We start from the raw sequence: 23,331 nt of genomic DNA, 5'->3' as shown, positions 1-23,331 counted from the left end.
AGGCGTCATCAGGGAGACTCGGACCGTTCTAGGCTCAGAAGGTGAATGCGCGTACTGCCCTGGAAAAATGGCTCGCCGGGCTCTCCGCCGAGCGTCTGACCGCCCTGCTGGAAGAGCGTGAACTGCCCCGTGCCGCGGGCTATTCCCCCGTCACCACGTTCCGGCAACTGGCGGAGCACCTCCTCACCGACGACTCCGTGGAGCGCGCCGTCGCCGTGGGGACGGGGGGCGAGGCGCAATTGGCGGCGTGCGTGGCAGCCCGGGCCCTGGAGACGTACGGGCCGGTGCCCGTGCCCGAGCAGCACACGTACGCCTGGCGCCCGGCGCCGCCGCCGGTGGACCCCTACACCCGGCTGGTGCCCGAGGCAGAGGTGCTGGACTGGCTGGAGCAGGGCGGCACACCACGTGAGAGGACCGCGGAAGCGCTGCAACGGCTGCGGGAGCGGGCGCTGGTGCTCCCGGCGCCGCCCGGCCGGCTGGCGCTGCCGTCGTTGCTGCACACGTCGGCGGCCCGGATGGACGGCTACGGCAGGCCGGCCGACCTGCTGTTCACACAGGCGTACAACGCGCCGGAGATCAAACGGATCGCCGCCGCCCTCGGGATCGAGCAGCGCACCCGCGCGGACGCGCAGGCGGCGGTCGGCGCTCTGCTCGCGGACCCCGGCCGGGTGCGGGAGCTGGTGGCCACCGCCCCGGCGGCGGCTCACGAACTGCTCGACCACATGCTGCAGGGACCCCCGCTGCTGCGCACGCACTGCTTCGTGTCCCGGTACGGCGACTACGCGGGACCGGACCGCAAGTACACGTTCCGGGAGGGCGGCAGCGGGGACGAGGGTACCGACTGGCTCGCCGAACACGGCATGGTGGTCCCGGTCGGGCCTGATCTGGTGGAACTGCCGTACGAGGTCGGTCACGCACTGCGCGCGGATCAGCCCGCGCCCACGCCGAGCCTGGACCCGGAACCGCTGACGTGCGTCACCAGGCTGCCCGCGGACTGGGCGGCCCAGGGCGCGGTGGCGGCGGGGGCCGCCGCATGGCGGGCGGAACTGGTGCTGCGGGAACTGGCCGCGCGTCCGGTGGCGGTGCGCAAGGCCGGCGGGATCGCGGTGCGCGACACCAGGAGGCTGGCCAAGGCGGCCGGGACGGGTGAGGAGCACACCCGGTTGTGGCTCGACCTGGCGGTGAACGCGGGCCTTGCCGCGCCCCAGAGCGAGAAGGCGGAGCCTGCCGCTCGCGGTCGGGGGCGCCGACGCCCCGCCACGCCGCCGCAACCGGCGCGGCTGCTGCCCAGCGAGCGCTACGACGCCTGGGCCGCGGCCACACCCGCCGGGAAGCTGCTGCCGTTGACGGCCGCCTGGGCCGTGGTGCCAGAGGTGTTCACGTACTGGCCGGAGGAGGGCGAGACCCCGGTCGCGCTGATCAGCCCCCAGGACCCGTACGCGGCGCCACTGCGGCACGGCGTGCTCCAGGCGCTGGCCACGTTGCCGGACGGGTACGGGCTGGCCGCCGGGGGAGAGGGACGCGACGAACTGCTGGAGTGCGCCGTCTGGTTCCGGCCGGTGCTGATCGCGCCCTACGAGGACGAGGATCTGGAAGGGCGGCTCGAGGCCACCTTGGCGGAGGCGGAGCTGCTCGGCCTGGTGGCCCACGGCGCGCTCACCGAAGTCGGCCGCGCGGTCGCCGGACTCCTCAGCGCCGGGGCCGCCCGCCACTACCCCGCCGTGCCCGGCGCGTACGCCGACCCGGCGGCCGAGGGCGCCGACCGGCTGGGGGAGGGCCTGGCCGAGCGCCCGGCCCTGGCCACGGCGGTGGCCGCGCTGCGCGATGCCCTGCGCTCGATGCTGCCGGCGCCGAGCACCACGGCCCGGTTCCAGGCCGACTCCACGGCCACGGTCACCGGCGCGCCCGCCCCCGATCTGGCGGCGCTCCTGTCCGCGGTCGGCGACATCGAGTCCGAGGGGCACGCCGTGGTCTGGCGCATCACGCCCGCCTCCCTGCGCCGGGCCTTCGACGCGGGATGGGACGCCGACGGGATCCTCGAACGCCTCACCGCCGTCTGCCGGCCGGGAACGGAACTGCCGCAACCGCTGACGTACACGGTCAAGGACGTCGCCCGCGGTCATGGGCGGTTGCGGGTCGTGCGTTCGGCGTGCTGCATCCGCTCCGACGACACGACGCTGATCGCGGAGGTCGCGCAGGCGCGCGGCCTCGCCAAGCTGGGCCTGCGACGGATCGCGCCGACGGTGCTGATCTCCACGGCGCCCCCGGACGAGACCCTCGCCGCCCTGCGCACGGCAGGCTACGCCCCGGCCCTGGAGGCGGAGACGGGCACGACGGTCCTGGAACGCGTACCCGAGGAACGGTCCCGCTCCCTGGTCCCCACCCTCGACCAGGCGCACCCGCAGTACGGGGAGCCCGTCCGCGGAGTGCCCTCCTCCGCCCGGGAGATGGCGCTACGGCTCGCCGCGCGCTGAACCGGGGCGGCGGGGCAGGGTCAGCGGTGCCCCGTACGCCGGCGTGCCAGGAAGGAGCACACCGCGGTGTGGACGAGCCACCCCGCCGCCGCGCCGAAGGCGTACCAGAGCAGATCCGGCGGATTGAAGGTGGAGCCGAGCACGAGACGGGCGACGACGCTGCGTTGGGCGAGCTCCGCGGGCACGTCGCTGAGCTGCAGGAACTCGATCACCCAACTGGCGGCCAGGGCGCTTCCGGCGGCCATCAAGGGCGTCACCCGAGGCACCACCAGGACGACGAGGGTGACGAGCAGGACGGTGTAGAGCGCGTCTCCGCCGTACTTGGCCACGCTTCCCTCAGCCACGGCCCGGAGCCCCAGCCCCGCAGCGACGGTGATCACCGCGGCAGCGGCGGCCGTCAGACGGGTCCGCACCGGGTCCGCGGCACGGTGGTGGGGTCCGGATTCGGGGGTCACGGGGCCATTCTGTCGGACGCCCGTCGGGCGCAGCGGGCGTGGCCGCTGCGCCGAATCGTGCTTTCCGGCGCCTACCGGTCCTTCGGCGAGATGAGGGAACGGATGAGCCGGCGGATCAGCTCCGCCGCTATCAGGGCCGGCAGTGTCGGTGCCGCGATGTGGACGTCGATCCGGATGCGCGAGGCGATCGCGGTTCCCAGGACCAGTGCGACCAGGACGACAACGACCGCTGTGGGTATGCGGATACCGCGACTTCTCTGTCGGGGTTCTTCGGTGGATGAATGGTGTGTGTGCGTGTCATGCGGCACGCTGAGGGACCTCCCATCCCTCTTTTTCGGAGGGAATCCCCGCCTTCAGGCGGGGAGGGAATCCGATCCTGAGCCCTGCGGCGCGGAGCGCCGCAGCAGTTTCGGAGCGCTCCGCCAGTGGCCCGCGCTCAGTCGGGCCGTTTCTGGTTGTCGATGTAGTCCTTGACCACCTGGAGGGGCGCTCCACCGCATGAGCCGGCGAAGTAGGAGCCGGACCAGAAGCGGCCGTGCATGATCGCCTGGTTGGCATGGCCGGTGTACTCCTGTCGCAGGCGGCGAGAGGAGACGCCTTTGAGGGAGTTGACCAGGTTGGAAAGTGCGACTTTCGGCGGGTAGTGCACTAGCAGGTGCACGTGATCCTCTCCGCCGTTGAACTCGATCAGGTCGGCCTCGAAGTCCTCGGACACCTTCCGCATGATTTCTTCGCAGCGCGTCAGCATGGCGTCGTTGAAGACGGACCGCCGGTATTTGGTGACAAACACCAAGTGTGCATGCAGGTGGTAGACGACGTGACGGCCACGCCGTACGTCGGTGTTTGGTTCCCAGCGCGGTGACATAAGCCAATGTTAGAGTCGAGGTCGACTTGTACCGAAGGGGGTGGGCTGATGATCCGTGCGTACAAGTTCCTTATGCGGCCCACCGTCGGTCAGGACCAGGCCCTCTCCGAGATGCTGCGGGATCACTGCTCGCTCTACAACGGCGCGTTACAAGAACGCCGCGACGCCTACCGGCACGTGTCGACGACGAGCGTCACGTACGGAATGCAGTCCGCGCAGCTCAAGGACATCCGGGCATTCGACGCGGAGTGTCAGGGCCGTTGGTCGTTCTCCTCGCAGCAGGCCACCCTGCGCCGGCTGGACAAGGCGTTCGCCGCGTTCTTCCGCCGCATCAAGGCCGGCCAGGCGCCCGGATATCCCCGCTTTCGAGGGGTGAACTGGTTTGATACGGTCGACTTCCCCAAGGACGGGGACGGCTGCCGCTGGGACAGTACGCCGCACGACCCGGTCACCCGCGTCCGCTTCCAAGGTGTCGGGCATGTCAAGGTGCATCAGCACCGGCCGGTGGTCGGCAAGGTCAAGACGGTCAGCGTCAAGCGCGAGGGCCGTAAGTGGTTCGTCGTGCTGACTGCGGAACAGGACCAGCCCGAGCCGCTGCCCGCGACGGGCAGTGTGGTCGGCATCGACCTGGGCATAGCCAACTTCCTCGCCGACTCGGGCGGCGGATTCGTTTCCAGCCCGCGCCACGGCCGTGCCAACGCTGCGAAGCTCGAAGCCGCGCAGCAGGCCCTCTCGAAGTTCCCGCGGGTACGCCGGGACAAGCGCACGGCCAACCACCGCCGCGCGGTGGAGAAGGTCACCAAGCTGCACGGCAAGGTCCGCCGCCAGCGGCTGGACCACGCACACAAGACCGCCCTCACGCTGGTCCGCGAACACGACTTCATCGCGCACGAAGATCTCAAGATCCGCAACATGGTCCGCGCCGCCAGGCCTAAGCCCGACCCAGACAAGCCGGGCGCGTTCCTGCCCAACGGCGCGGTGGCGAAGACCGCACTCAACCGCTCGATCTCGGATGCCGGTTGGGGGGTGTTCCTGACGATCCTGCACGCTAAGGCTGAAAGCGCCGGACGGGAAGTGATCGCCGTGGACCCCCGTAACACCTCGCGCCAGTGCCCGCAATGCGGACATACCAGCGCGGAGAACCGGCCCACACAGGAGAAGTTTCACTGTGTCTCGTGCGGCCACACCGCGCACGCTGACACGGTGGGCGCTCTAAACGTTCTACGGGCCGGGCTGGTCCGTCGCGAAGCCCAACCGGCATAGCGAGAAGCCACCCCGTTTACGGGGTGGAGGAGTCACGGGCAGAGTGGAGCCCACGCCGGGGATCGGTCCACCCGGTATCCTGAATTGATTTCGCGCCTGACGGCAGCGTGGGCGAAATCCGGACAACCATGCCACGCGGCTTTCCGGCCAGCTGGGCCGTACTGCCAGGTCAGGACTCCGACCACTACGGGATGAGCATATTGCGGCCATTCTTGGAGCGGTATCGCACCGCAAAGGTATTTCCTTTGCTTTGCCGACCTGCTGCCATTGTCCTTGAGACCACGACGAAATCCGGTTCACCGGATCTTATCCCGTGAGGCACCCAGGCCGGGTGTCCCTGGGGTATAGGTGGTCTGTTTGGCTGACCCCGGCCGTTGCCACTCGCAACAGGGGACAGGGCCGTGTTCTGTTGCAGCGCAGTCGGCCCGATCGTGCCGACGCCGCGCACGCGTCGAGCAGCGTGCGCGCGCGTCGGTGGCGTCACGTACCCCGCTCGGCCGCCGCTTCCGCGGCCCTTGTCACCGCTCGCCACCCCTTGCCCGTCGTGGCTCTCGCGGATGTGCTCGCCCCCATCCAGCAGCGGCTGTTCACCCTGCTGGACAGGACGCGCCCACCCCCGAGCCTGCTGCTCGATTACCGGCGTCTTGGTGGTCAGCCGGTGGTTGAGCGGTTCGTGGTTGCCGCTGCGGGTCCCGGCCGGGCGGGTGTCCGCCAGGTGTCGGGGTTCCTGCGCACCCTGCTCATCAGGCGTTCAGCACTGCGGGGATGTTGACCTGTAGGTGGATGGATTCGTACATGCTGTAGTCGCTGTATTCCTTCATCTCGAGCGCCTCGCGGGCCTGGTCGGCCGGCAGTCCCTTGTCCTGGGCGTCCCGTGCCAGGCCGGTCAGCTCCTCGAGGTAGGCGATCGAGTGCAGGATGTCTGCACGGCGCATGGTGCGGCCGTGGCCCGGCACGATCAGGGTGCCGTCGTCGAGGATCTCGTAAAGGCGCCGGTAGGTGGCGAGGGCCTCGTAGGCTCGCCCCTCCAGCAGCCACGGGAATGCCGGGGGCGGCGCCTGCAGCATGTTCCCGACGAAGACGATGTTGTCCTCGCGCATTCGGACGACCAGGTCGTCTGGGCGAAGCCGATGTGGTCGATGTCCACGTGCTTTCCTCCCAGGTCCAGGGAGCACGGCCCGGACACCGCAACGTCCGCCGAGCGGGCCACCACCTCCTCGATTCCCACGTTCGGGCCGAGCAAGTCGATCATGAAGGCGCGGTCCTGCTCGAATCGCTCGTCGATCGCACGCTTGGTTGCCTCGTGGTGAATGATCACCGTCTGTGACGGGAAGGCGAAATTTCCGAAGCAATGATCACCGTGGAAACTCGTGTTGACCAGGAACCGGATGGGCAGCGAGGTCACTGTGCGCACCGCGCTGATGACCTGGGACGCCAAACGGCCGTTGCTCAGCGATTCGACCACCAGCACTCCCGAATCGCCGACGGCGAAACCGGCGTTGGTCGCGGTGTGGTCGGTGTCGTCGACATCCGCTGCCATGACCGCGTACACGCCGTCGGCGAGTTCGCGTGTGTGCATCCGGACGTCGCCGAGTTCGAAGGGCTTGTTCTTCTGCTGCATGGTTCGTTTCTCTTCTGGAAGGCGGGTCGGCTGGTCGTTCTCGCTCGGCGTCTGCGGCTTGAGGCACCTGGACCTCTTCTGGACCTGTCCCATTTGTCTCACGGCCTGACGGCAGTTGCATGCTGCCCCGACGCGGAATTCCGTCGACGCCACGTGAAGGGCGTGGCGAGACGCGATATGGGCCTGACGGCACACCGTGCCCGGGTGAATGCCCGTCGCGGGCGGCTCGGGCCGGTCAGGGGAGGACCTTGTCGAAGACCTCGTTGAGGGCTTCGGTCGAGCTCGGGTGGGTGTAGATCGAGTCGCGGAGCTGCGTGGCCGTGATGTGGTGCCGCATCGCCAGTGCGACGGTGTTGATGATCTCCTGCGCGTCGATGCTGAGCAGGGCGGCTCCGAGGATGAGATCGGTGTCCGGGTCCACGATGAACTTCATGACGCCGCGGGTCTCCTCGACCGTGTAGGCGCGGGGCATGGCCACGATGTCCGCGACCTTCTCCCGTGAGACCTTGATGTTCAGCCCCTGTGCGCGCGCCTGGCTCTCGGTCAGTCCCACGGTGGCGAGCGGGGGTGTGATGAACAGGGTGTGGGGCACTGCCCTGCGGTCGCTCGTGGTGCGCTTGCCCTCACCCAGGAGCTGGTCCAGGACGATGCGCGCGTCGTCGAGGGAGATGTAGGTGAACTGCTCGCCGCCGTTGACGTCGCCGAGTGCGTAGATGTGCGGTTGGCTGCTGCGCAGGTACTCGTCCACCACGATCGCACCGTTCGGTGCGGTGAGGACGCCGGCGGCGTCGAGCCGGAGGCCGTCGGTGACGGGGCGGCGCCCGGTGGCGGGCAGCAGCGCGGAGGCCTCGACGGTGTGGGTCCGCCCGTCCTTCTCGTAGACGACGGTCGAGACGGCGCCGCTGTCACGCACCTCGGTGACGTTCGCGCCGGTGATGACGCGGATGCCGTCGCCGGTGAGGATCTCCCCGACGGACCCGGCGATGTCCTGGTCCTCCCGCGGCAGGAGCCGGTCGGCTGCTTCGAGGACCGTCACCTCGGTGCCGAAGCGCTGGTAGATCCCGGCGAATTCCAGGCCGAGGTATCCACCTCCCAGGACCACGAGACGCTCGGGCAGGTTCTGCGTGCGGGTGAGCTCCGCGCTGGAGACCAGGTGGGAACTGCTCGCGAGGCCGGGAACCGGGGGGATCACCGGTTCCGACCCGGTGTTGACCAGGATCGTGGGGGCGGTGACGGTGACGAGGTCCGGTCCCTCCCCGACGGCGACGGTGTGCGGATCGACGAACCGGGCCGTGCCGGTGATGACCGTCGCGGTGTCCCTGCCGTTCAGCGCCTGGAAGTTGCCGGCGCGGAAGGCACTGGTCAGCGCGCGGACGCCGGCGATCGAGTGGGCGAAGAACTCCTGCGCGTCGTCCTTGAGGCGTTTGGTGTCGGCGTAGTGGACGAGCATCTTGGTCGGTACACAGCCGACGTTGGGGCACGTTCCGCCGTACATGTTCTCGGACCGCTCGATCAGGACCACGCGGCGGCCGGCCTCGGCGAGCGCGTGAGCGGCGGTCTTGCCGCCCTTGCCGAAGCCGATGATTAGGACATCCGCGGTGAGTGCTGTGGTGATCTCCATGCGTCGAGTCTGCGACCCGGCCACTGGGGCAAATAGACTCGAGCGTCTCACTGTCCTGCCCGAAAGTCTCACCGTGGACTCAGTCAGCCGACTGCTGCGCCTGGCCCGGCTCAGGGCCGACCTCGACAAGCGCTGCCTGCTCGGGGCCGGCACCAGGATGGAGGTGGCGGCTCACGGCGAGCTGGAGGCGCCCTTCCACGTGCTGCTGGAAGGCACATGCCGGCTGCAGGTGGGCACGGTCCTTCTCGACCTGCGCCCCGGGGACGTGGTGATGATCCCGAGCGGCGCCCCGCACCGGGTGATCACCGATGGCGAAGGCAGCCAGGTGGGGACGGCGGAGGCGCCCGGCGACGTGTTCGTGACCACGCGCAGCGAGCACGGTGCGGAGCCCGTCATCGACCTGTTCTGCGGGCACTACACCTTCGACGCCGGTTCGGGCTCACTGTTGTTCGCAAGCCTGCCCGACCCGGTGCACGTCTCCTTCGGGCAGTCGGCCGAGAGCGACGAGGTGCTGCGCATGCTCAGCGCCCTGATGCGCGGCGAGGCGCGACGTGAGGGCGAGGGCACCGCGGCGATCCTCTCCGCCCTGTGCACCGTGCTGCTGGCGATGGTGCTGCGCACCGCGCGGGGCGACGCCACGCGGACCACTCTGTGGACCGCGGCGGCCGACGGCCGCATCGCGTCGGCCGTCGAAGGCATGCTCGACGACCCTGGAGCCGACTGGACGATCGAACGGCTCAGCCGCACGGCCTCCATGTCCCGCGCCACCTTCCTGCGCCACTTCACCCGGGAAACCGGGACGACCGTGGGCGACTTCCTCACCCGGGCACGGCTGATGGCGGCGGCGGAACTGCTCACCACCACCGACGCCACCGTCGCGGCGGTCGCCGGCCAGGTCGGCTACTACTCCGAGTCCGCGTTCTCACGGGCCTTCCGGGCCCATCTCGGCACGACACCCGCCCGCTTCCGGCGCGAGAATTCGCTGCGCGGGGTGTGACGGGTCCGGCGCGATCGTGCCCGCGGTCACTGCCTGCTCGTGCGGACGATCACCCCGTGCCCACCCTCACGGCGCGCGGAGGTGAGCAGCGGAGTCCACACCTCGACCGCAAGCGCCGGGTACGGGTTCCCCGATCCGGGGTCCGTCCCGCGCCCATCCGGCCCGCGGAAATTCCCTTGCCTTAGCCACGTCCGCCCATTATCGTCAGGCTGACATTTATGGGAGGTTGCCGCGTGGCTCTCGCGGATGTGCTCGCCCCGCTCCAGCAGCCGCTGTTCACCCTGCTGGACACCCCCGTCAGCTGGGTGGAGGTGCTGGGATTCGGCAGCGGCGCGCTGTGCGTGTGGCTCGTGGCCCGCCGGCACATCGCCAACTGGCCCGTCGGCATCGCCAACAACCTCTTCTTCATCCTGCTCTTCGCCGGCGCCGGCCTCTACGCGGACGCCGCCCTGCAGGTCGTCTACGTGGCGCTGGCGGTGTACGGCTGGTGGTCCTGGGCCGCCGGGGGATCGGCCGCCGGGCGGCTCGCCGTCAGCCGCACGGACCGGCGCACTTGGGCGGTGCTGGCCCCCGCGACGGCGGTCGCCACCGTGCTCCTTGCCGTACTGCTGGACCGGGTCACCGACTCCACGGTGCCTTTCTGGGACGCGCTCACCACCGCCCTGTCGCTGGCCGCCACGTACGGCCAGTGCCGGAAGAAGATCGAGTCCTGGTACCTCTGGATCGCCGCCGACCTCGTCTACATCCCCCTGTACGCCTACAAGGGCCTCTACCTGACCTCGTTCCTCTATGCCGGCTTCCTGCTGCTGTGCCTGGCCGGCCTGCGCGGCTGGCGGACCGAGGCGGCGTCCCGGGCCGGTGGCCCGGAGGCCCGGACGGAGGCCATGGCATGAGCGAGTTCGACCACGGGCTGGTGCTCGGCAAGTTCTACCCGCCACACGCCGGCCACCACCACCTCGTCCGCAGCGCCGCCGCGCGGTGCCGCAGGCTCACCGTGCTGGTCTGCGCCTCCGCCGTGGAGTCCGTCCCGCTCGCCGACCGCGTCGCCTGGATGCGCGAAGTGCACCCCGAGGCGGGCATCGACGTCGTCGGCACCGTGGACGACGAGCCCGTCGACTACACCGACCCCGCCGCTTGGGACGCCCACATAGCGGTCTTCCGGGCCGCCGTCCCGGATCCCGTCGACGCCGTCTTCACCTCCGAGCCGTACGGGGAGGAACTCGGCCGCCGCTTCGGCGCGGTGGCGGTCACCGTGGACGTCGGCCGGACCGCCCACCCGGTCTCCGCGACCGCCGTCCGCGAGGACCCCGTCGCCTGCTGGCACCATCTGGCCGCGCCGGTACGGGCGGCCCTGGCCCGCCGGGTGGTCGTCGTCGGCGCGGAGTCGACCGGCACCACCACCATGGCCCGCGCCCTGGCGGAGCACTACCGGGTGCGCGGAGGGGTGTGGGGGGCGACCCGGTGGGTGCCCGAGTACGGGCGCACGTACAGCGAGGAGAAGTACGCACGTCTGCTGGCCGTCCGCCCGGACGCCGCATTCGACGAAGTCACCTGGGACTCGGACGAATTCGAGGTGATCGCCGAACGCCAGCTCGCCGAAGAGGACGCCGCCGCATGGACCGGGTCGCCCGTCCTGTTCTGCGACACCGACGCCATGGCCACGACCATCTGGCACGAGCGCTACATGGGCGGACCCAACCCCCGCGTGGAGGCCGTCGCCGCCCGCGGCCGGCAGCACCTGTGGCTGCTCACCGACGACGCCGGCGTGCCCTTCGAGGACGACGGACTGCGCGACGGGGAGCACCTGCGCTCGTGGATGACCGGCCGCTTCCGCGCCGAACTCACCCGCCGCGGCCTGCCGTACGTGGTGCTCACCGGCCCGCACGAGCAGCGGCTGCGGACGGCCGTCACCGCCGTCGACGCGCTGCTGGCCCGCGGCTGGGGGTTCACCGCGCCGCTGCCGGAGCGGGTGAGGTACAACGCGCCGGAGTGACCCGGGCGACGGCGACCCGCTGGATCAGTGTTCGGAGCGGCGGGACCGGAATCGGCGGCGAAGACCGGCCCGTCCGGTGGCACGCGCCGACGGGCGGACCCGCAGGCGGGACACGGCACTCGACCGTCGAGCGGGTTCACTCGCAGCCCGCGGGTTCCCTCGTCGAACCGTTACGGATGGCGGTGAACGTGCTGTCCGCGAGGCGCCCGCTCATGGCATCATCGGCACTCGCCACGCTGACTTCACGGGGGAGATCATGGCGGAGCGGGCTAGTCCACGTCGCGCGCCCAACCGGGCCGTCGGTGCCGTCGGCGGCAGCGTGGCCGCGCTGAGCATGACCGACCCGCGCAGGCTGCCCGTTCCCGCGTAGTCCGCCCCGGTGCGGCACTCGGGCGATCGAGTGCCCAGCGCCACCCGAAAGAGGGTCGGAGTGGCGGCCGCACGCCGCATCCCGGCTCGCTCACGATGAGGCGTTTTCGGCCAAGCCGAGAGTTGCCTGGCTTGGCCATGCCAAAACATGCGCTTCGGAATCCGTCAGCCGGATCATCCCTGGGGGGTAAGGGTATGGAAACAAGGGTCAGTACGCGCGTCTTACCGCGCCACGAGCGCTTCGACTTCTGGCGGGAGATGGTCGAGCGAATCGTGGCGCCCCTTGAGATTCACAGTGACCATACGGCGGATTTCGACGCCACCATCCATGCGGTCGAGGCCGGCCCGCTGCGGGTGGCGTCCTTCGATCAGCCCGGTCTCGAGGCCAGGCGCACCGCACGGCTGATCCGCCGGTCGGACCCCGACGTCTATCACCTGGGGCTGATCACACGGGGGACGGCCTGGCTCGTGCAGGGCGACCGGTCGGCAGTGTTACCGGCGGGGACCCTGGTGCTCGTCGACTCCTCACGTCCGTACACCAATGTGCTGAGGGCGGAGTCCGGCAACGTGCGGGGCCTGACCGTGAGCATCCCCCGGGGGCTGCTGCCCGTGTCCGCGAGAGCCGCGGAGTCATTACTGGCCACGCCGATGTCCGGGCGGACGGGGACCGGTGCGCTGACAGCGGCCCACCTGAGCGGTCTCCTGGCCCACGCGGGCCAGTACAGCCCCCTGGACACCGCCCGCCTGGCAACCGTCAGCCTGGACCTGATCTCCGCCCTCCTCTCCCAGCGCCTGGACTTCCGGCAACCCTCCCAAGCTTCGGACACCCGGGTGCTCTTCGAGCGCGCCCTCGCCTACATCCAGCACCACCTGGGCGATCCCGCTCTCACCCCCGGGCGCATCGCCGCGGCACACAACATCTCTCCTCGCACGCTGGAACGCCTCTTCCGAACCCACGAAACCACCCCTGCCGCGTGGATCCGGACCCGCCGCCTGGACCGCTGCCGACGCGACCTCTCCGACCCCCTGCTGCGTGAACGCCCCATCCACGCCACGGCCGCCCGCTGGGGATTCGCCAGCCCGGCAAACTTCACCCGCACCTTCCGCGCCGCCTATGGCATCAGTCCCCGCGAGTGGCAGCAGCTCACAGCGGTTCCGGAGGCATGACGCGAACCGTCAATGCACTGTCGCCACAGGACAATGCCTTCGTGCCCCGCACCCGGCAAGCTCGAACCCGCCACCGAACCACGGGGACACACCGGCGACGCGCCGGACGCCATCAGCGACAGCTGTGGACGACTGTCCCGAGGGGGCACCGCGAAGCACACCCGGGTGGGCGGACGACGTCCACCCGAGACGACACGTGAATTGGGGGATCCATGAACCGAGCCATCGTCTCCGGCGCCCTTGCGCTGGTCTCCGCCGCGGCCTGCCTGGTGCTCGCTCCTGCCGCGTCCGCAGCGCCGCAGGCCTGCGTGACGTCGACGCTCAACACCGGGTACGAGGCCCAGGGCACCATCACCGCCGTCAAGTCGTCCACGAGCTCGTGCAGCGACCTCAACCTCACCTACACCGACGACAAGTCGGCGGACAACTACGACTACTACGCCGGCCGCCTGCGCCGCTCCTCTGACGGCAGCTGGTTCACCTGCTCCAGGGGATACAGGACCGACGTCAAGGTCTACGACGGGAACCACAGCGTCAGCGACCCCTTCTTCTTCCTGTGCACCGACGTCGCCGACGGCACCCGCTTCGGGGTCGCGAGCTGGCTGGACAGCGGCGACACGGTCAAGATCACTCACTGACCCCTAGTCCGCGCCTCGCCGGGGTGCCGCCTGTCGGCGGCCCCCGGCCACCGGAGGAGAGGAGCGACCCGGATGATCCGTCCGGCGAGCCCGTACCGAATCGTGGCCCGCGTCGTCGCGGCGGCGGCCGTCGCCCTGTCCGCTGCCGCCTGCTCGACCGGCCCCGGCCCGTCGGGCAGCGCGCCGGTCGCCCACGCCGTCCCCGCCCGCCTCACCCACACCCTGCCGGACGATCCCGTACGCATGCTCTTCCCCGCGACCGGCGCCGAAACCCGCTGGACCCAGGGCATGGACGTCCTCCGGCAGCAGGCATCGCGTTACGCGGCGGCCTCTTGCGCGCGCGACGCCGGAATCAGCCTGCCCGAACAGATGCCGGTCGCCTTCATCCCCTTCGGAGACATTCCCGACCTGGACTTCATCGACAGGCACGGATTCGGCCAGAGCGCCGAGGTGCCGGCCCCCGCCGCCGGCCCGCTCACGGCCCGCTCCGGCAATCCCGCCGCCACCCGATCCGCCGACCCGGCCGCGATACGCCGCTGCAGCGGCGCAGGCTCCGCAGCTGCCCGCCGGACTCGCGATGCCTTCGCCCCGCTTCAGGGGGAGTGGTTCCGCGAACTCGCCTCGCTGCGCCGCGACCCTGCCACCATCCGGGCCCTGGGCACCCTGCCCGGCTGCCTCGCGGGACACGGTTTCCACGTCCGCGACGAGGACGCGTTCTTCGGGCTCGTCGACTCCCGCCTGCTCACTGCCGACACCACCGACCTGCCGCGCGTGAACCGCGAACTCGGCCACGCCTACGCCTCCTGCATGCGCCCGGTGGAGGCCGTCCGCGAACCGGCGCGTCTGCGCCTGCGCACACGCTTCGTGGACGAGCACGCCGACCAGATCCGCGAGCTGCGAAAGACGCTCGTCCCCTCACTCCGCGGCACCGAGGAACAGTACGGCCTGCACCTCTCCTTTCCCGCGCCCTGACCGGCTGGCAGTAGGAAGCGGAAGTGTCGTCCTGGTGGTGTGTGGGAGACGAACACCGTTGGTCTTTCCAGTCCTGCAGCCAGGTGGGAGGCGACCTGTTGCGTCTCCGCAGCTGGGAGAGGTCTTTTGCCTTGCCAGGAAGCGGAGCTTCGGGATCAGTCAAGACGCGGCAAGCGATGTTGGCCTGGATCTCCTCCGGCCAGAGCAACGTGTGGAGGACGAGCATCCCGTGGCGCGGCCGCAGCACCGCCAGGCGCTCCCTCGTCCGCAGCGTCACCTTCGCCACGGCGACCGTGCCATGCCGCGCCAGGGCCTCGACGAGCAGCGCGTACGGCCGCTGCGCCTGCTCGCCGGCCGCACCGACCCAGTAGGGCTTCGAGTACAAGAACCGGGTCGACGTCCCGCTCGTCGACGAAGCCGAGGACCTTGACCGTCATCCTCGTCGGGATGGGGAGCGCGGCCAGGTCCTCGTCGAGGAGCACCACCGTGCGGCCGTCAGGCCGCTCCCAGCCGCGCGCGATCTCCGACTGCGGCACCTCGACGTCCTCCCGCTCGCGGACCTTCCGGTGGCGGATGCGCGCGCCATCGCTCGCGTGGACCTGGTGGAAGCCAGCGCCGTGCTCCTCAGTCGCTGTGAAGAGCTGCACCGGGAGCGTCACGAGCCCGAAGCTGATGAAGCCGGTCCACGTCGCGCGCATGCGGACAGCGTGCAACCCGGGGCGGTACGCCGCCCGGCACGCTGCTCCGGCCCAGTGACCATGGTCCAAGCCACGGCAATCCGTTTCCCCAGCTACGGGCGTGCTGGAACACTTGAGCGGTGAGCGAAGCACCGCATGACGACACACACCTCTATGCCCTTCTCGGCCTTCGGCCGGCGCGCGCCTGCTGGCGTGACAGCCCCGCGTACGCGCCGGGACGGGTGGGAAGCCCGTGGACGTTGCGCCGGTCGTGAAGCTGCGGTTCGCCCAGCCCTGGCCACAGCAGACGCCCGGTTTGGATCACCAATGCGCCTATCCGAGTCACTTTCGGACGTCCCGCGAGCGAGAGACGCGCGGTGGGGTATGTCGTTTCGCGCAAGGTGACTTGGGATCCGTGAGGAGATCAGCTATGTACGCAGTAGTTCGGCGTTACGAAGGGGTGACCGACCCTGCCGGGGCGGGGCGACGAGTGGATGAGGGATTCGTGGCTCTCCTCCGCCAAGTCCCTGGATTCGTGGCCTACTACTGGGTTGACGCTGGGGATGGAGTGATGGTCTCTACCAGCGTCTTTGAGGACCAAGCCGGCGCCGAAGAGTCGGTCAAGAGGGCGGCGGACTTCGTACGTGACAACCTCGCGTCACTGCTTCCCAACCCCCCTCAGGTCACGGCCGGCCAGGTTGTGGCTGCCGGGTAGACCTGCAGAGTGGCGCCGGAGCCCAAGTACCGTTCCCAAAGACCGACATGAGTTGCATGTGCTCAGCCGGATGTCCCGAACGGTGTTGGGTGTCCTGGTCCACCGCGTTCGCTCCGCGTTCAGCGCGCAGGGATCGTGTCCGTGGTCCGGGTACGGGAGGGCGGTTTTCCTCGCGCTCTCGGGTATCGGATGGGGTTTGGGCGGTCCGATGGCCGCCGGCATCGCTCTGGTGCTGGCGGGGCGGTGCCATCCGTCGCCGGATCCGGTGTCCGAGGGCGCGTCGTCCGATCGCCACGGGGGCAGCCTGATGGCGAGTGGTGCTGCGAGCGGTCGTGGTGAGTGGGGCTTGCCAGTGCTCGGCGCCCCACCTGGAGGTGTAGGCGGGATCGACAGCGATCACACCGAGACCGGGCTCGGCGGACATCGACAGCGGCCGGGCGCGGAGTTTGCCTGTGGGAATGCCGGAGACGAGCTGTCGGAACCGCTTCCTGCGGCCGTGTTTCTCGCGAGTCCTGGAGTCGGTGAAGTCCAGGTCTTCGATCGCGATGGCCTGCATGCCTGTGGTCTTGGCCCAGTGCAGGAGGCGGGTGAGGGCGTGGCGGAGCTGGGCATCACGTCGGGTGGCCGACCCGGACATGTCGTAGTCGAAGCGGCGGGGTGCGCCGACCGGGTTTCGCTCGTCGAGCTGCCACGCGGCGAGGTGGTCGGCGTTCATGTCCACGCCGACCACGCCATCGGCCCGCAGGGTAACGAGGGTGCGACGGGCAGGTCTGTGCGGGTCCAGGACGCATCCAGGTGATCTCGTACAGTCCCGCCATCCACCGTTCCCTCTCTGCCGACCGCGTCTGCGCGCCCCAAACTTTATGACGCGCCCCCGTCAGCGGATCCAACGGGTAGGCGCTGGATGCGCTGCGGCAGCAGGTGCCGGCGTGCACGCACTGCCGGGCTGATACTGCGCTCGGCTTCACGAAGTAGGCGCAGGGCGGGCCGGGGTGCCGCAGTTAAAGGTGATCGCGTGGAGCTTCCTGTGAAATTTACCGAGAACCTATTGACTCGCGACATATTTTGTGAGTCAGTGGTTATTAGGCCATAACACCGAAAGAGTCGCAAAGTCGATGAGGACGTCTAGTCGGCGGAGTGACTTGGACAGGATGTGGTTTAGGCCCCCAGCAAGCCGGCGCGATACCGAGGCGACAGTGACGACTGAGCTTCAGGACACGCGCAGTACTACTGGGGACTGTTTTACCTTCGGAGCCTTCGGGCGGGCCGAGCGCCGGTGCGAAGGCTCTGGTACGCCCACTCTCCCAGCGAAACCGATGAGCAGCAGGCGTGACCCGTTCCTGCAGGCGAGACCTACTCATCGACGATGCCGGGGCTCGTCGTGAGGGCCCTGGCCGGGACGACCGGCACGCGGTCGTGACGGTGACGAGGCTGTGTTACCCGGGGCTCAGGTGCATGTTCGCCCGGCTCGCCTGCTCGGCTTGGGGGTGTGTCGGAGGTGTGTCGCGGACACCGAGAGACAACGAGGGAGGGCGGGAGTCAGTCAGACTGACTCCCGCCCTCTCGTGTCGGCATTCGCCCTGGTCAGCGGTTAAGGGCGACCGGCAGTAGGTCGCGAGCACGGTTGCTGTCGGGGTGGCAGAAGAACGGGCACAGGCCTACGTGATCATGGAGTTCTCTACGCTCTGTGATCGCGAAGGACGACTGTGCCCGCGCTGCCATCATGCCTGCTCGAACCCGCCTGGGACCAGTTCAGGGCTCTGCTGCCCGATCGGGCAGAGTTCGATCCAGGCCATCCGCTCGGCTGTCATCGGCGGCGCATACCGGACCGCGTCGTGTTCGACCACGTCATCCAGGCGCTGGTTCACGGCTCCGGGTATGAACGCATCTCCTCGCCCGGCTGCTCCGACCGTACGATCAGACGTCGCGTCAAACTATGGGCTGAGATGGGGATCGCCCAGCGGCTACGCCGGATCGCACTGGAAGCGTACGACCGCATGATCGGTCTCGACCTCGACGAAATCTCGGTAGACGGCTGCATCACCAAGGCCCCGTGCGGTGGGGACAAGGCAGGCCGCTCGCCCGTTGATCGGGGCAAGAAGGGACTGAAGCGCTCGGTCGCATCGGACGCGTGCGGGGTCCCCCTCGGGATCGTGTCCGACGGCGCGAACCGGCACGACTCGCCGCTACTCGGACCCACCCTGGCCGCGGCAAAGAACCAGGCCGGTGCGATACCGCAAGCTGTCAACGTCAACCTTGACCGCGGATACGACAGCGCCAAATCTCGCGTTCTCATCGACGAGTTGGGCTACTCGGCCGAGATCGCCCGCAAGGGCCTGCCCGCCCCGATCCAGGCCGGCAAGCGCTGGGTGGTCGAGCGCACGCACTCATGGATGAATGACTACGGCAAGCTGCGACGCTGCACCGACAGGAGCGGCAAGGTCGTGGACTTCTACCTCTACCTCGCCGCCACTCTGGTTACGCTCCGCATGCTCATCCGACGCTCGACGAACCGCTACCGCTGGGACGACCGCCCCACCACACGACGCCTCAAGTGATCCATTTGCCGGTCGCTCTATATCTAACGAGCGACCCGGCGAGTGCCCCCGGCAGGATTCGAACCTGCGCACACGGCTCCGGAGGCACCGTGCGTGAGTGCTCTTACTGCTGGTCACAGCGCAATGAGCAGATGCCGCCAGGCTTGCAGTCCACACATGGTCCACGGGGGCGGACGTTCGACGCACCGTAGGGCTATGACCTTGCAGGAGGCTTGCGGCAGTGGCAACCATGCGACGGGTACCAACGTGACCAGTTCCGCACCGGCTGGTCGCCCAGGACCACGCCTTTAAGCTGGGCTTGGAAGGCGATTCGCGCGGACAGACACAGTCGTCCACGTCACCCGATAGCGTACTGCCGTGATCACGGGTGAGCTGAAGAACAAGATCGACCGGGTCTGGAACGCCTTCTGGTCTGCGGGGATCTCCAACCCGCTGGAGGTGGTCGAGCAGATCACCTTCTTGTTGTTCGTCCGACATCTGGATGACCTACAGACGTCCAAGGAACACGCGGCGGCTCGGACGGGCGAATCGATCGACAACCCGATCTATACCGACGAGACGTCGTTCCTAAGGTGGTCGCGGTTCACCAACGAGCCGCCGGAGAACATGCTCACCTGCCTCCGCGACGGCGTGTTCCCGTGGCTACGGAATCTCGGTGGCGGAGAGTCCACTTACGCACACCACATGAGGGACGCTCGGTTCGCCATCACCACCCCGAACCTGCTTGCCGAGGTCGTCGACATGCTCGACGAGCTGCCTCTAGGCGAACGGGACGTCATGGGCGACATGTATGAGTACATGATCAGCAAGACCGAGACGGCGGGGCACAGCGGGCAGTTCCGAACGCCACGGCACATTATCCGCCTCATGGTGGAAATGGCGGCTCCCGAGCCTGAGGACGAGATCTGCGATCCGGCTTGTGGAACTGCAGGCTTCCTTGTCGCCTCCGCTGAGTACGTCAGCAGAGCTCACCGTGAGGCGCTGCTGAAACGAGCCCAGCATGAACACTGCAACGGAAGCATGTTCCACGGCTTCGACTTCGACAACACCATGTTGCGAATAGGGTCGATGAACATGCTGCTTCACGGGGTCGAGAGTCCGGACATCCGGTACCGCGACTCGCTTGCTGAGAGCACTGCTGGGGACGCAGAACAGTACTCCCTCATCCTGACAAATCCGCCGTTCGGCGGCAGTCTCGACTACGACTCCACAGCCGCGGACCTGCAGCAGGTCGTCAAGACAAAGAAGACCGAACTTCTATTTATTGCCTTGCACCTGCGGCTCCTTAAACCCGGTGGCCGGGCAGCCGTGATCGTCCCGGACGGTTTCCTCTTCGGCACGACCAAGGCGCAGAAGGAACTGCGGAAAATTCTCGTCGAGGACCAGAAGCTCGATGCGGTAGTAAAGCTACCGAGCGGGGTCTTCAAGCCGTATGCTGGGATCTCGACTTCGATCCTGTTCTTCACCAAAACTAACAGCGGAGGGACAGGCAACGTATGGTTTTACGAAGTCACCGCGGACGGCTGGAGCCTGGACGGCAAACGCACCCCGCTGCTTGAGCACAACAAACTTGGCGCCGTACCTATGGTCGATGTGCTGACCGAAGTCGAGCACGAGAAGAACAACCTGCCGGATGTACTCAGACGCTGGAAACTTCGAAACAACAGCGAGTTGCAGCGTGCTCGGACTGAGCAAAGCTTCTGTGTCCAGAAAGCAGAGATCGCTTCGCAGGGCTACGACCTTAGCATGAACCGATACGCGGAACGGCCTCGGTATTTCATGACTGGCCGACGCGTGACCCTAGCCGACCTCGTCGATGCAGGTCTACTGGCGGAAGGCGCACAACTGACCTTCGAGCATGCACGGTTGAGTCACACCGCAAGAGTGACGGCCGTAGGCTGGCTCGAACTGGCTGATGGCCAACAGTTTCGATCTCCCTCTGAGGCGGCAGCAGCTGCGGCCGGCGAAGGATTCTTTGACGGCTGGCAGGCATGGACTCTGAAAGATGGCACAACACTTGATCGCCTGCGCCAGCGATTCCTGGATACTCCGGCAGCGGGCACCTCAAGCATCGGTGTTGGTGATGCCATGCTCCCGACTCAACGCCACGAGAATCTTAAGCGGGCCAGGGAACAGGCTGGAGAAGGCAGGCCAGTAACGCTCACCGTGAGGGAACTGCTCGGATGGTGGGGGGCTCAGAAGCGCAGCTACCTCATCAGCGAGCAAATAGCAGCAGACTTGACCAATCATAGCCTCGTCACGCACCCCGACTTTGATGCCGTGCCCTTGTCCGCGAGGGTACGACTGCTTGGTGCAGTACAGCACGCCGACACCGCGAAAGATTCCCGCCGGATTCAATCGGTCAACGAAGCCCCGGCAGCCGTTGAAGGCGAGGATGCACCAATGGTCGGTCTGACCGTAGGAAACTTGCCATCCGCTCTCGGTGGTGTCGTATTTGTATCCCCGTCTGCGACGTTCGACGAAGCCATCACCCATATGGTAATCAACGACTACTCCCAGCTTCCTGTGCTGTCGGGAGCGCGTAATGTCCGCGGGGCTGTCACATGGAAGTCAATTGCGCGCGCACGTCACGCCAATCATGATCCATCATTCTCTCATGCCATCATCCGCCCCCGGGAGGTCCTTTACAACCAGGACCTCGTTGACATACTCCCGGTGCTCGCAGAGTCCGAATTCGTGCTTGTCCGAGACCAAACCAACGCCATTGCAGGTATCGTAACCGCGAGCGACGTGGCAGCTGCCTACGGAACCATGGCGACCCCGTTCTTTCTCGTCGGAGAATTCGACCAACGGCTGCGTCAGGTACTTGTGGCATCGTTCGAGTTACCTGAAGTCAAGGGCCTCTGCGATCCGGAAGGCGACCGAGGCATCGAGACCTTCGACGACCTGTCAATCGGGGACTACCAGCGCGTCCTGCAAAACAAGGATGCATGGGAAAAGCTGGGGTGGTCGCTGGACCGAAAGATCTTCATGGAGCGCCTCGACCAGATACGAGAGATCAGGAACGATCTCATGCACTTCAACCCCGACCCACTGCCCGACGATGCCGTCCAGAAGATTCGCCACATGATCAACGTGCTACGACAGTATGGAGTCTGACCCGAGGAACGCGGGGGAATCGTTGAGTCCTTGGAAGCCCTTGGGCAAGAAGACGACGCTGGCACGCATGGACGCGGCGCTGCCAAGGCTCGCGGCGGCGTAACGAAGGCTGCCGCGTTGTCATATGTCGTTCCCTACGGGAGAAGGGGCAGACCGCCGTGCGGTTCGGCCTCGGGCCGCTCGGGGGTCGGAGCTCCCGGCTGTCCCGGGATCGCAGTAGTTGGCACGGTGACCGTCTTCTCAGGTCCGAACATCAGGCTGGAAGACTGCTGAGTCCTCCGGTCCGACACGACGATCCCGCCGCGCCACTTGCCTACGGCGTCCTGGTACCGGAACTGCAACTTCCTGAGCCGTGCGCCGAACTCCTCTCGCAGTGGCTCGTAGGCATCGTCGCAGTGCACGTTCCACCTGACGTCGTTGAGGTAGGCGTGACAGGCGATGGGAAACAGCAACGAGGAGACCAAGAGGTCCGCGAGCTGAAGAAGAGCGTGCGTGTCACTGTGTCCGAAGACCGGTGACTCGATGATCCCGCGCAAGCTGTCGCCGCCCGCACGGTACTTACGTGTTGTCACACAGTGCACGTTGGGGGCGTTCTTCACCTTTGTGCGGCTGTCGAGTACCATCATGCCGCGCGAGTGCTCGTGGGCGAGCTGCGCCTGGAAGGTCTCGTTCAGCGCGGCGACGGAGGCCGGGTAGACCCCGGACTCGTCGAACGCCAGTCCCTCCTCCTTGATCCACACACGAGCGAGGATGCGGGTCTCGTGAGCTTCCAGAATGTCGAGGATCGAAGCGATCAGCTCAATGGCCGCACGCCGCCAACTATGGTTGCCGGCGCGGAGGTTCTTGCGCACATCCGAGCCCTTGATCTCGTGCTGGATCACCTCGGAGAGCTGGTCCGCGTTCCGCAACTGCGGCCGGTAATGCTTCTTGACTTCGAGAAAGGCCCAGGTCAGGGACTTGACGTGGTTCCGGGGCACGGTGAATCCGCCGACGACGAGGACTGGAGGGGCGTCAGGCCGCGCGGGGTCAAGGGTCTGCCCGTTGCCCGCTTCGTCGATGTAGCACAGATGCACCGAACCTCCCGGAAACACGTCTGTGGCCGCCCCCGAAGGGACGGCCACAGGGTCTGCGCAGCCATATGCGCGGTGTTTTGCTTGCTGATTCCGATCCTGCCAAGGCAACTACGGGCGGTCAAGACGGGCGTCACACATGGTTGACCAGTGAGTCGGGTTTCGGTCAGCCGCGGCAGGCAAAGGCGAGAAACGCGCCCAAGCGCTCGGCGTGACGGTGAAGCTGCTCCGGGGTGGCCTGGGTGCACCTGGCCCGTTCGCGGAAGATCTTGATCTGCCTGCCGACCGACCGCAGCAACTCGTCGGCCGGGTCCTCACTATGCCGAGCGACGGCTTGTTGCGGCACCGACGTCCTGATCTTCATTGAGCACCTGTCTCACCACCGACACCGAAAGAGCACCCACCGCTGCAAAACAACCACGCTGTGTGTATGCCGTGGCTGGTCAAGGTACTCGCGTGGGCCCACGCTTGTGCCCATGAAGAGGAGCGGACTGTTCCGAGGACACCTGCCAGCCTTCGCTGCTCGCGCGGGATTCCGCATGGCGTTCACGTCGACGCCGCGTGGTGGCGTCTGCCTAGCCTGTGGGCTCGCCTCCCGCCGCCTCGACGCCTGGGGCAACCGGTACGAGTCCGACCTGAACACCACGGTGACCCTGATCGTGGCCGAGCACCCGGCCGCGGGGCCAGTGCGGGTGGAAGTGACGGATACGCGGGACGATTGCATGCCGCCGAAGTCATCCTCGCTGGCGTCCGAGC

General features: G+C 67.9%; 19 protein-coding genes and 1 pseudogene. 11 read left to right on the top strand and 9 right to left on the bottom strand.

The genetic code is table 11. The features are described from left to right. Window positions 1-41: 41 nt before the first annotated feature. Entirely contained in the window at window positions 42-2,474 is a 2,433-nt protein-coding gene (locus tag OG937_11260) for a helicase-associated domain-containing protein (GenBank protein ID WUD72216.1), read from the top strand. A gap of 20 nt (window positions 2,475-2,494) precedes the next feature. On the opposite strand, the gene OG937_11255 is transcribed toward OG937_11260, so the two are convergent. After that, window positions 2,495-2,929 carry a DUF2809 domain-containing protein gene (locus tag OG937_11255; GenBank protein ID WUD72215.1) on the bottom strand — a complete coding sequence of 145 codons (435 nt, stop codon included), beginning with the start codon at window positions 2,927-2,929 and terminating at the stop codon, window positions 2,495-2,497. Between the two features lie 436 nt (window positions 2,930-3,365). Beyond that, window positions 3,366-3,794: an IS200/IS605 family transposase gene (gene tnpA, locus OG937_11250; protein WUD72214.1), complete on the bottom strand. Its 429-nt coding sequence runs from the start codon at window positions 3,792-3,794 to the stop codon at window positions 3,366-3,368. A 48-nt stretch (window positions 3,795-3,842) separates the two neighbouring features. Here tnpA and OG937_11245 point away from each other — a divergent pair, with 48 nt between their 5' ends. After that, the gene (locus OG937_11245) at window positions 3,843-5,057 is read left to right on the top strand and encodes a transposase (GenBank protein WUD72213.1); all 1,215 of its coding nucleotides are present in this window, start codon (window positions 3,843-3,845) and stop codon (window positions 5,055-5,057) included. Between the two features lie 743 nt (window positions 5,058-5,800). Here the strand turns inward: OG937_11245 and OG937_11240 are convergent. The 3 genes from OG937_11240 to OG937_11230 form a co-directional block, all read right to left on the bottom strand. After that, a complete protein-coding gene (locus OG937_11240; protein WUD72212.1) occupies window positions 5,801-5,992 on the bottom strand; it encodes a hypothetical protein in 192 nt (63 codons plus the stop codon). A gap of 23 nt (window positions 5,993-6,015) precedes the next feature. After that, window positions 6,016-6,678, bottom strand: a complete 663-nt coding sequence (locus tag OG937_11235; GenBank protein WUD72211.1) for an MBL fold metallo-hydrolase — start codon at window positions 6,676-6,678, stop codon at window positions 6,016-6,018. Window positions 6,679-6,913: 235 nt separating this feature from the next. Beyond that, the gene (locus tag OG937_11230) at window positions 6,914-8,299 is read right to left on the bottom strand and encodes an FAD-dependent oxidoreductase (GenBank protein WUD72210.1); all 1,386 of its coding nucleotides are present in this window, start codon (window positions 8,297-8,299) and stop codon (window positions 6,914-6,916) included. 73 nt (window positions 8,300-8,372) lie between these two features. Here OG937_11230 and OG937_11225 point away from each other — a divergent pair, with 73 nt between their 5' ends. The 6 genes from OG937_11225 to OG937_11200 all read left to right on the top strand — a co-directional run bounded on the left by OG937_11225 (window position 8,373) and on the right by OG937_11200 (window position 14,435). Beyond that, entirely contained in the window at window positions 8,373-9,296 is a 924-nt protein-coding gene (locus tag OG937_11225; protein ID WUD72209.1) for an AraC family transcriptional regulator, read from the top strand. 233 nt (window positions 9,297-9,529) lie between these two features. Beyond that, a complete protein-coding gene (gene pnuC, locus OG937_11220) occupies window positions 9,530-10,189 on the top strand; it encodes a nicotinamide riboside transporter PnuC (protein ID WUD72208.1) in 660 nt (219 codons plus the stop codon). Then, entirely contained in the window at window positions 10,186-11,289 is a 1,104-nt protein-coding gene (locus OG937_11215) for an AAA family ATPase (protein WUD72207.1), read from the top strand. The genes pnuC and OG937_11215 overlap by 4 nt, the downstream gene beginning before the upstream one ends. Window positions 11,290-11,916: 627 nt before the next feature. Beyond that, window positions 11,917-12,825, top strand: coding sequence for a helix-turn-helix domain-containing protein (locus OG937_11210; protein ID WUD72206.1), 909 nt, complete (start codon window positions 11,917-11,919; stop codon window positions 12,823-12,825). A gap of 212 nt (window positions 12,826-13,037) precedes the next feature. Further along, entirely contained in the window at window positions 13,038-13,463 is a 426-nt protein-coding gene (locus tag OG937_11205; GenBank protein WUD72205.1) for a hypothetical protein, read from the top strand. A 72-nt stretch (window positions 13,464-13,535) separates the two neighbouring features. Then, entirely contained in the window at window positions 13,536-14,435 is a 900-nt protein-coding gene (locus OG937_11200) for a hypothetical protein (protein WUD72204.1), read from the top strand. Window positions 14,436-14,590: 155 nt separating this feature from the next. Here OG937_11200 and OG937_11195 read toward each other — a convergent pair whose 3' ends face one another. Both OG937_11195 and OG937_11190 read right to left on the bottom strand, forming a co-directional pair. Next, window positions 14,591-15,133: a hypothetical protein gene (locus OG937_11195; GenBank protein ID WUD72203.1), complete on the bottom strand. Its 543-nt coding sequence runs from the start codon at window positions 15,131-15,133 to the stop codon at window positions 14,591-14,593. A gap of 662 nt (window positions 15,134-15,795) precedes the next feature. Then, window positions 15,796-16,569 (bottom strand): annotated as a pseudogene (locus OG937_11190) (hypothetical protein). A 158-nt stretch (window positions 16,570-16,727) separates the two neighbouring features. Here OG937_11190 and OG937_11185 point away from each other — a divergent pair. The 3 genes from OG937_11185 to OG937_11175 all read left to right on the top strand — a co-directional run bounded on the left by OG937_11185 (window position 16,728) and on the right by OG937_11175 (window position 21,505). Continuing rightward, entirely contained in the window at window positions 16,728-16,802 is a 75-nt protein-coding gene (locus OG937_11185) for a DUF6233 domain-containing protein (protein WUD78710.1), read from the top strand. A 731-nt stretch (window positions 16,803-17,533) separates the two neighbouring features. After that, a complete protein-coding gene (locus OG937_11180; GenBank protein WUD72202.1) occupies window positions 17,534-18,385 on the top strand; it encodes an IS5 family transposase in 852 nt (283 codons plus the stop codon). Window positions 18,386-18,742: 357 nt separating this feature from the next. Next, the gene (locus OG937_11175) at window positions 18,743-21,505 is read left to right on the top strand and encodes an N-6 DNA methylase (GenBank protein WUD72201.1); all 2,763 of its coding nucleotides are present in this window, start codon (window positions 18,743-18,745) and stop codon (window positions 21,503-21,505) included. Between the two features lie 134 nt (window positions 21,506-21,639). Here OG937_11175 and OG937_11170 read toward each other — a convergent pair whose 3' ends face one another. Next, a complete protein-coding gene (locus tag OG937_11170) occupies window positions 21,640-22,578 on the bottom strand; it encodes a DUF3800 domain-containing protein (protein ID WUD72200.1) in 939 nt (312 codons plus the stop codon). A 163-nt stretch (window positions 22,579-22,741) separates the two neighbouring features. Next, on the bottom strand, window positions 22,742-22,939 hold the full coding sequence (locus OG937_11165) for a hypothetical protein (protein ID WUD72199.1): 198 nt from the start codon (window positions 22,937-22,939) through the stop codon (window positions 22,742-22,744). Window positions 22,940-23,331 lie beyond the last annotated feature (392 nt).

Origin of the sequence: Streptomyces sp. NBC_00510 (assembly GCA_036013505.1) — a bacterium.
Classification (GTDB): domain Bacteria; phylum Actinomycetota; class Actinomycetes; order Streptomycetales; family Streptomycetaceae; genus Actinacidiphila.
The sequence above is the reverse complement of the archived record's forward strand: the minus strand, read 5'-3'. Positions and strand labels throughout refer to the sequence as shown.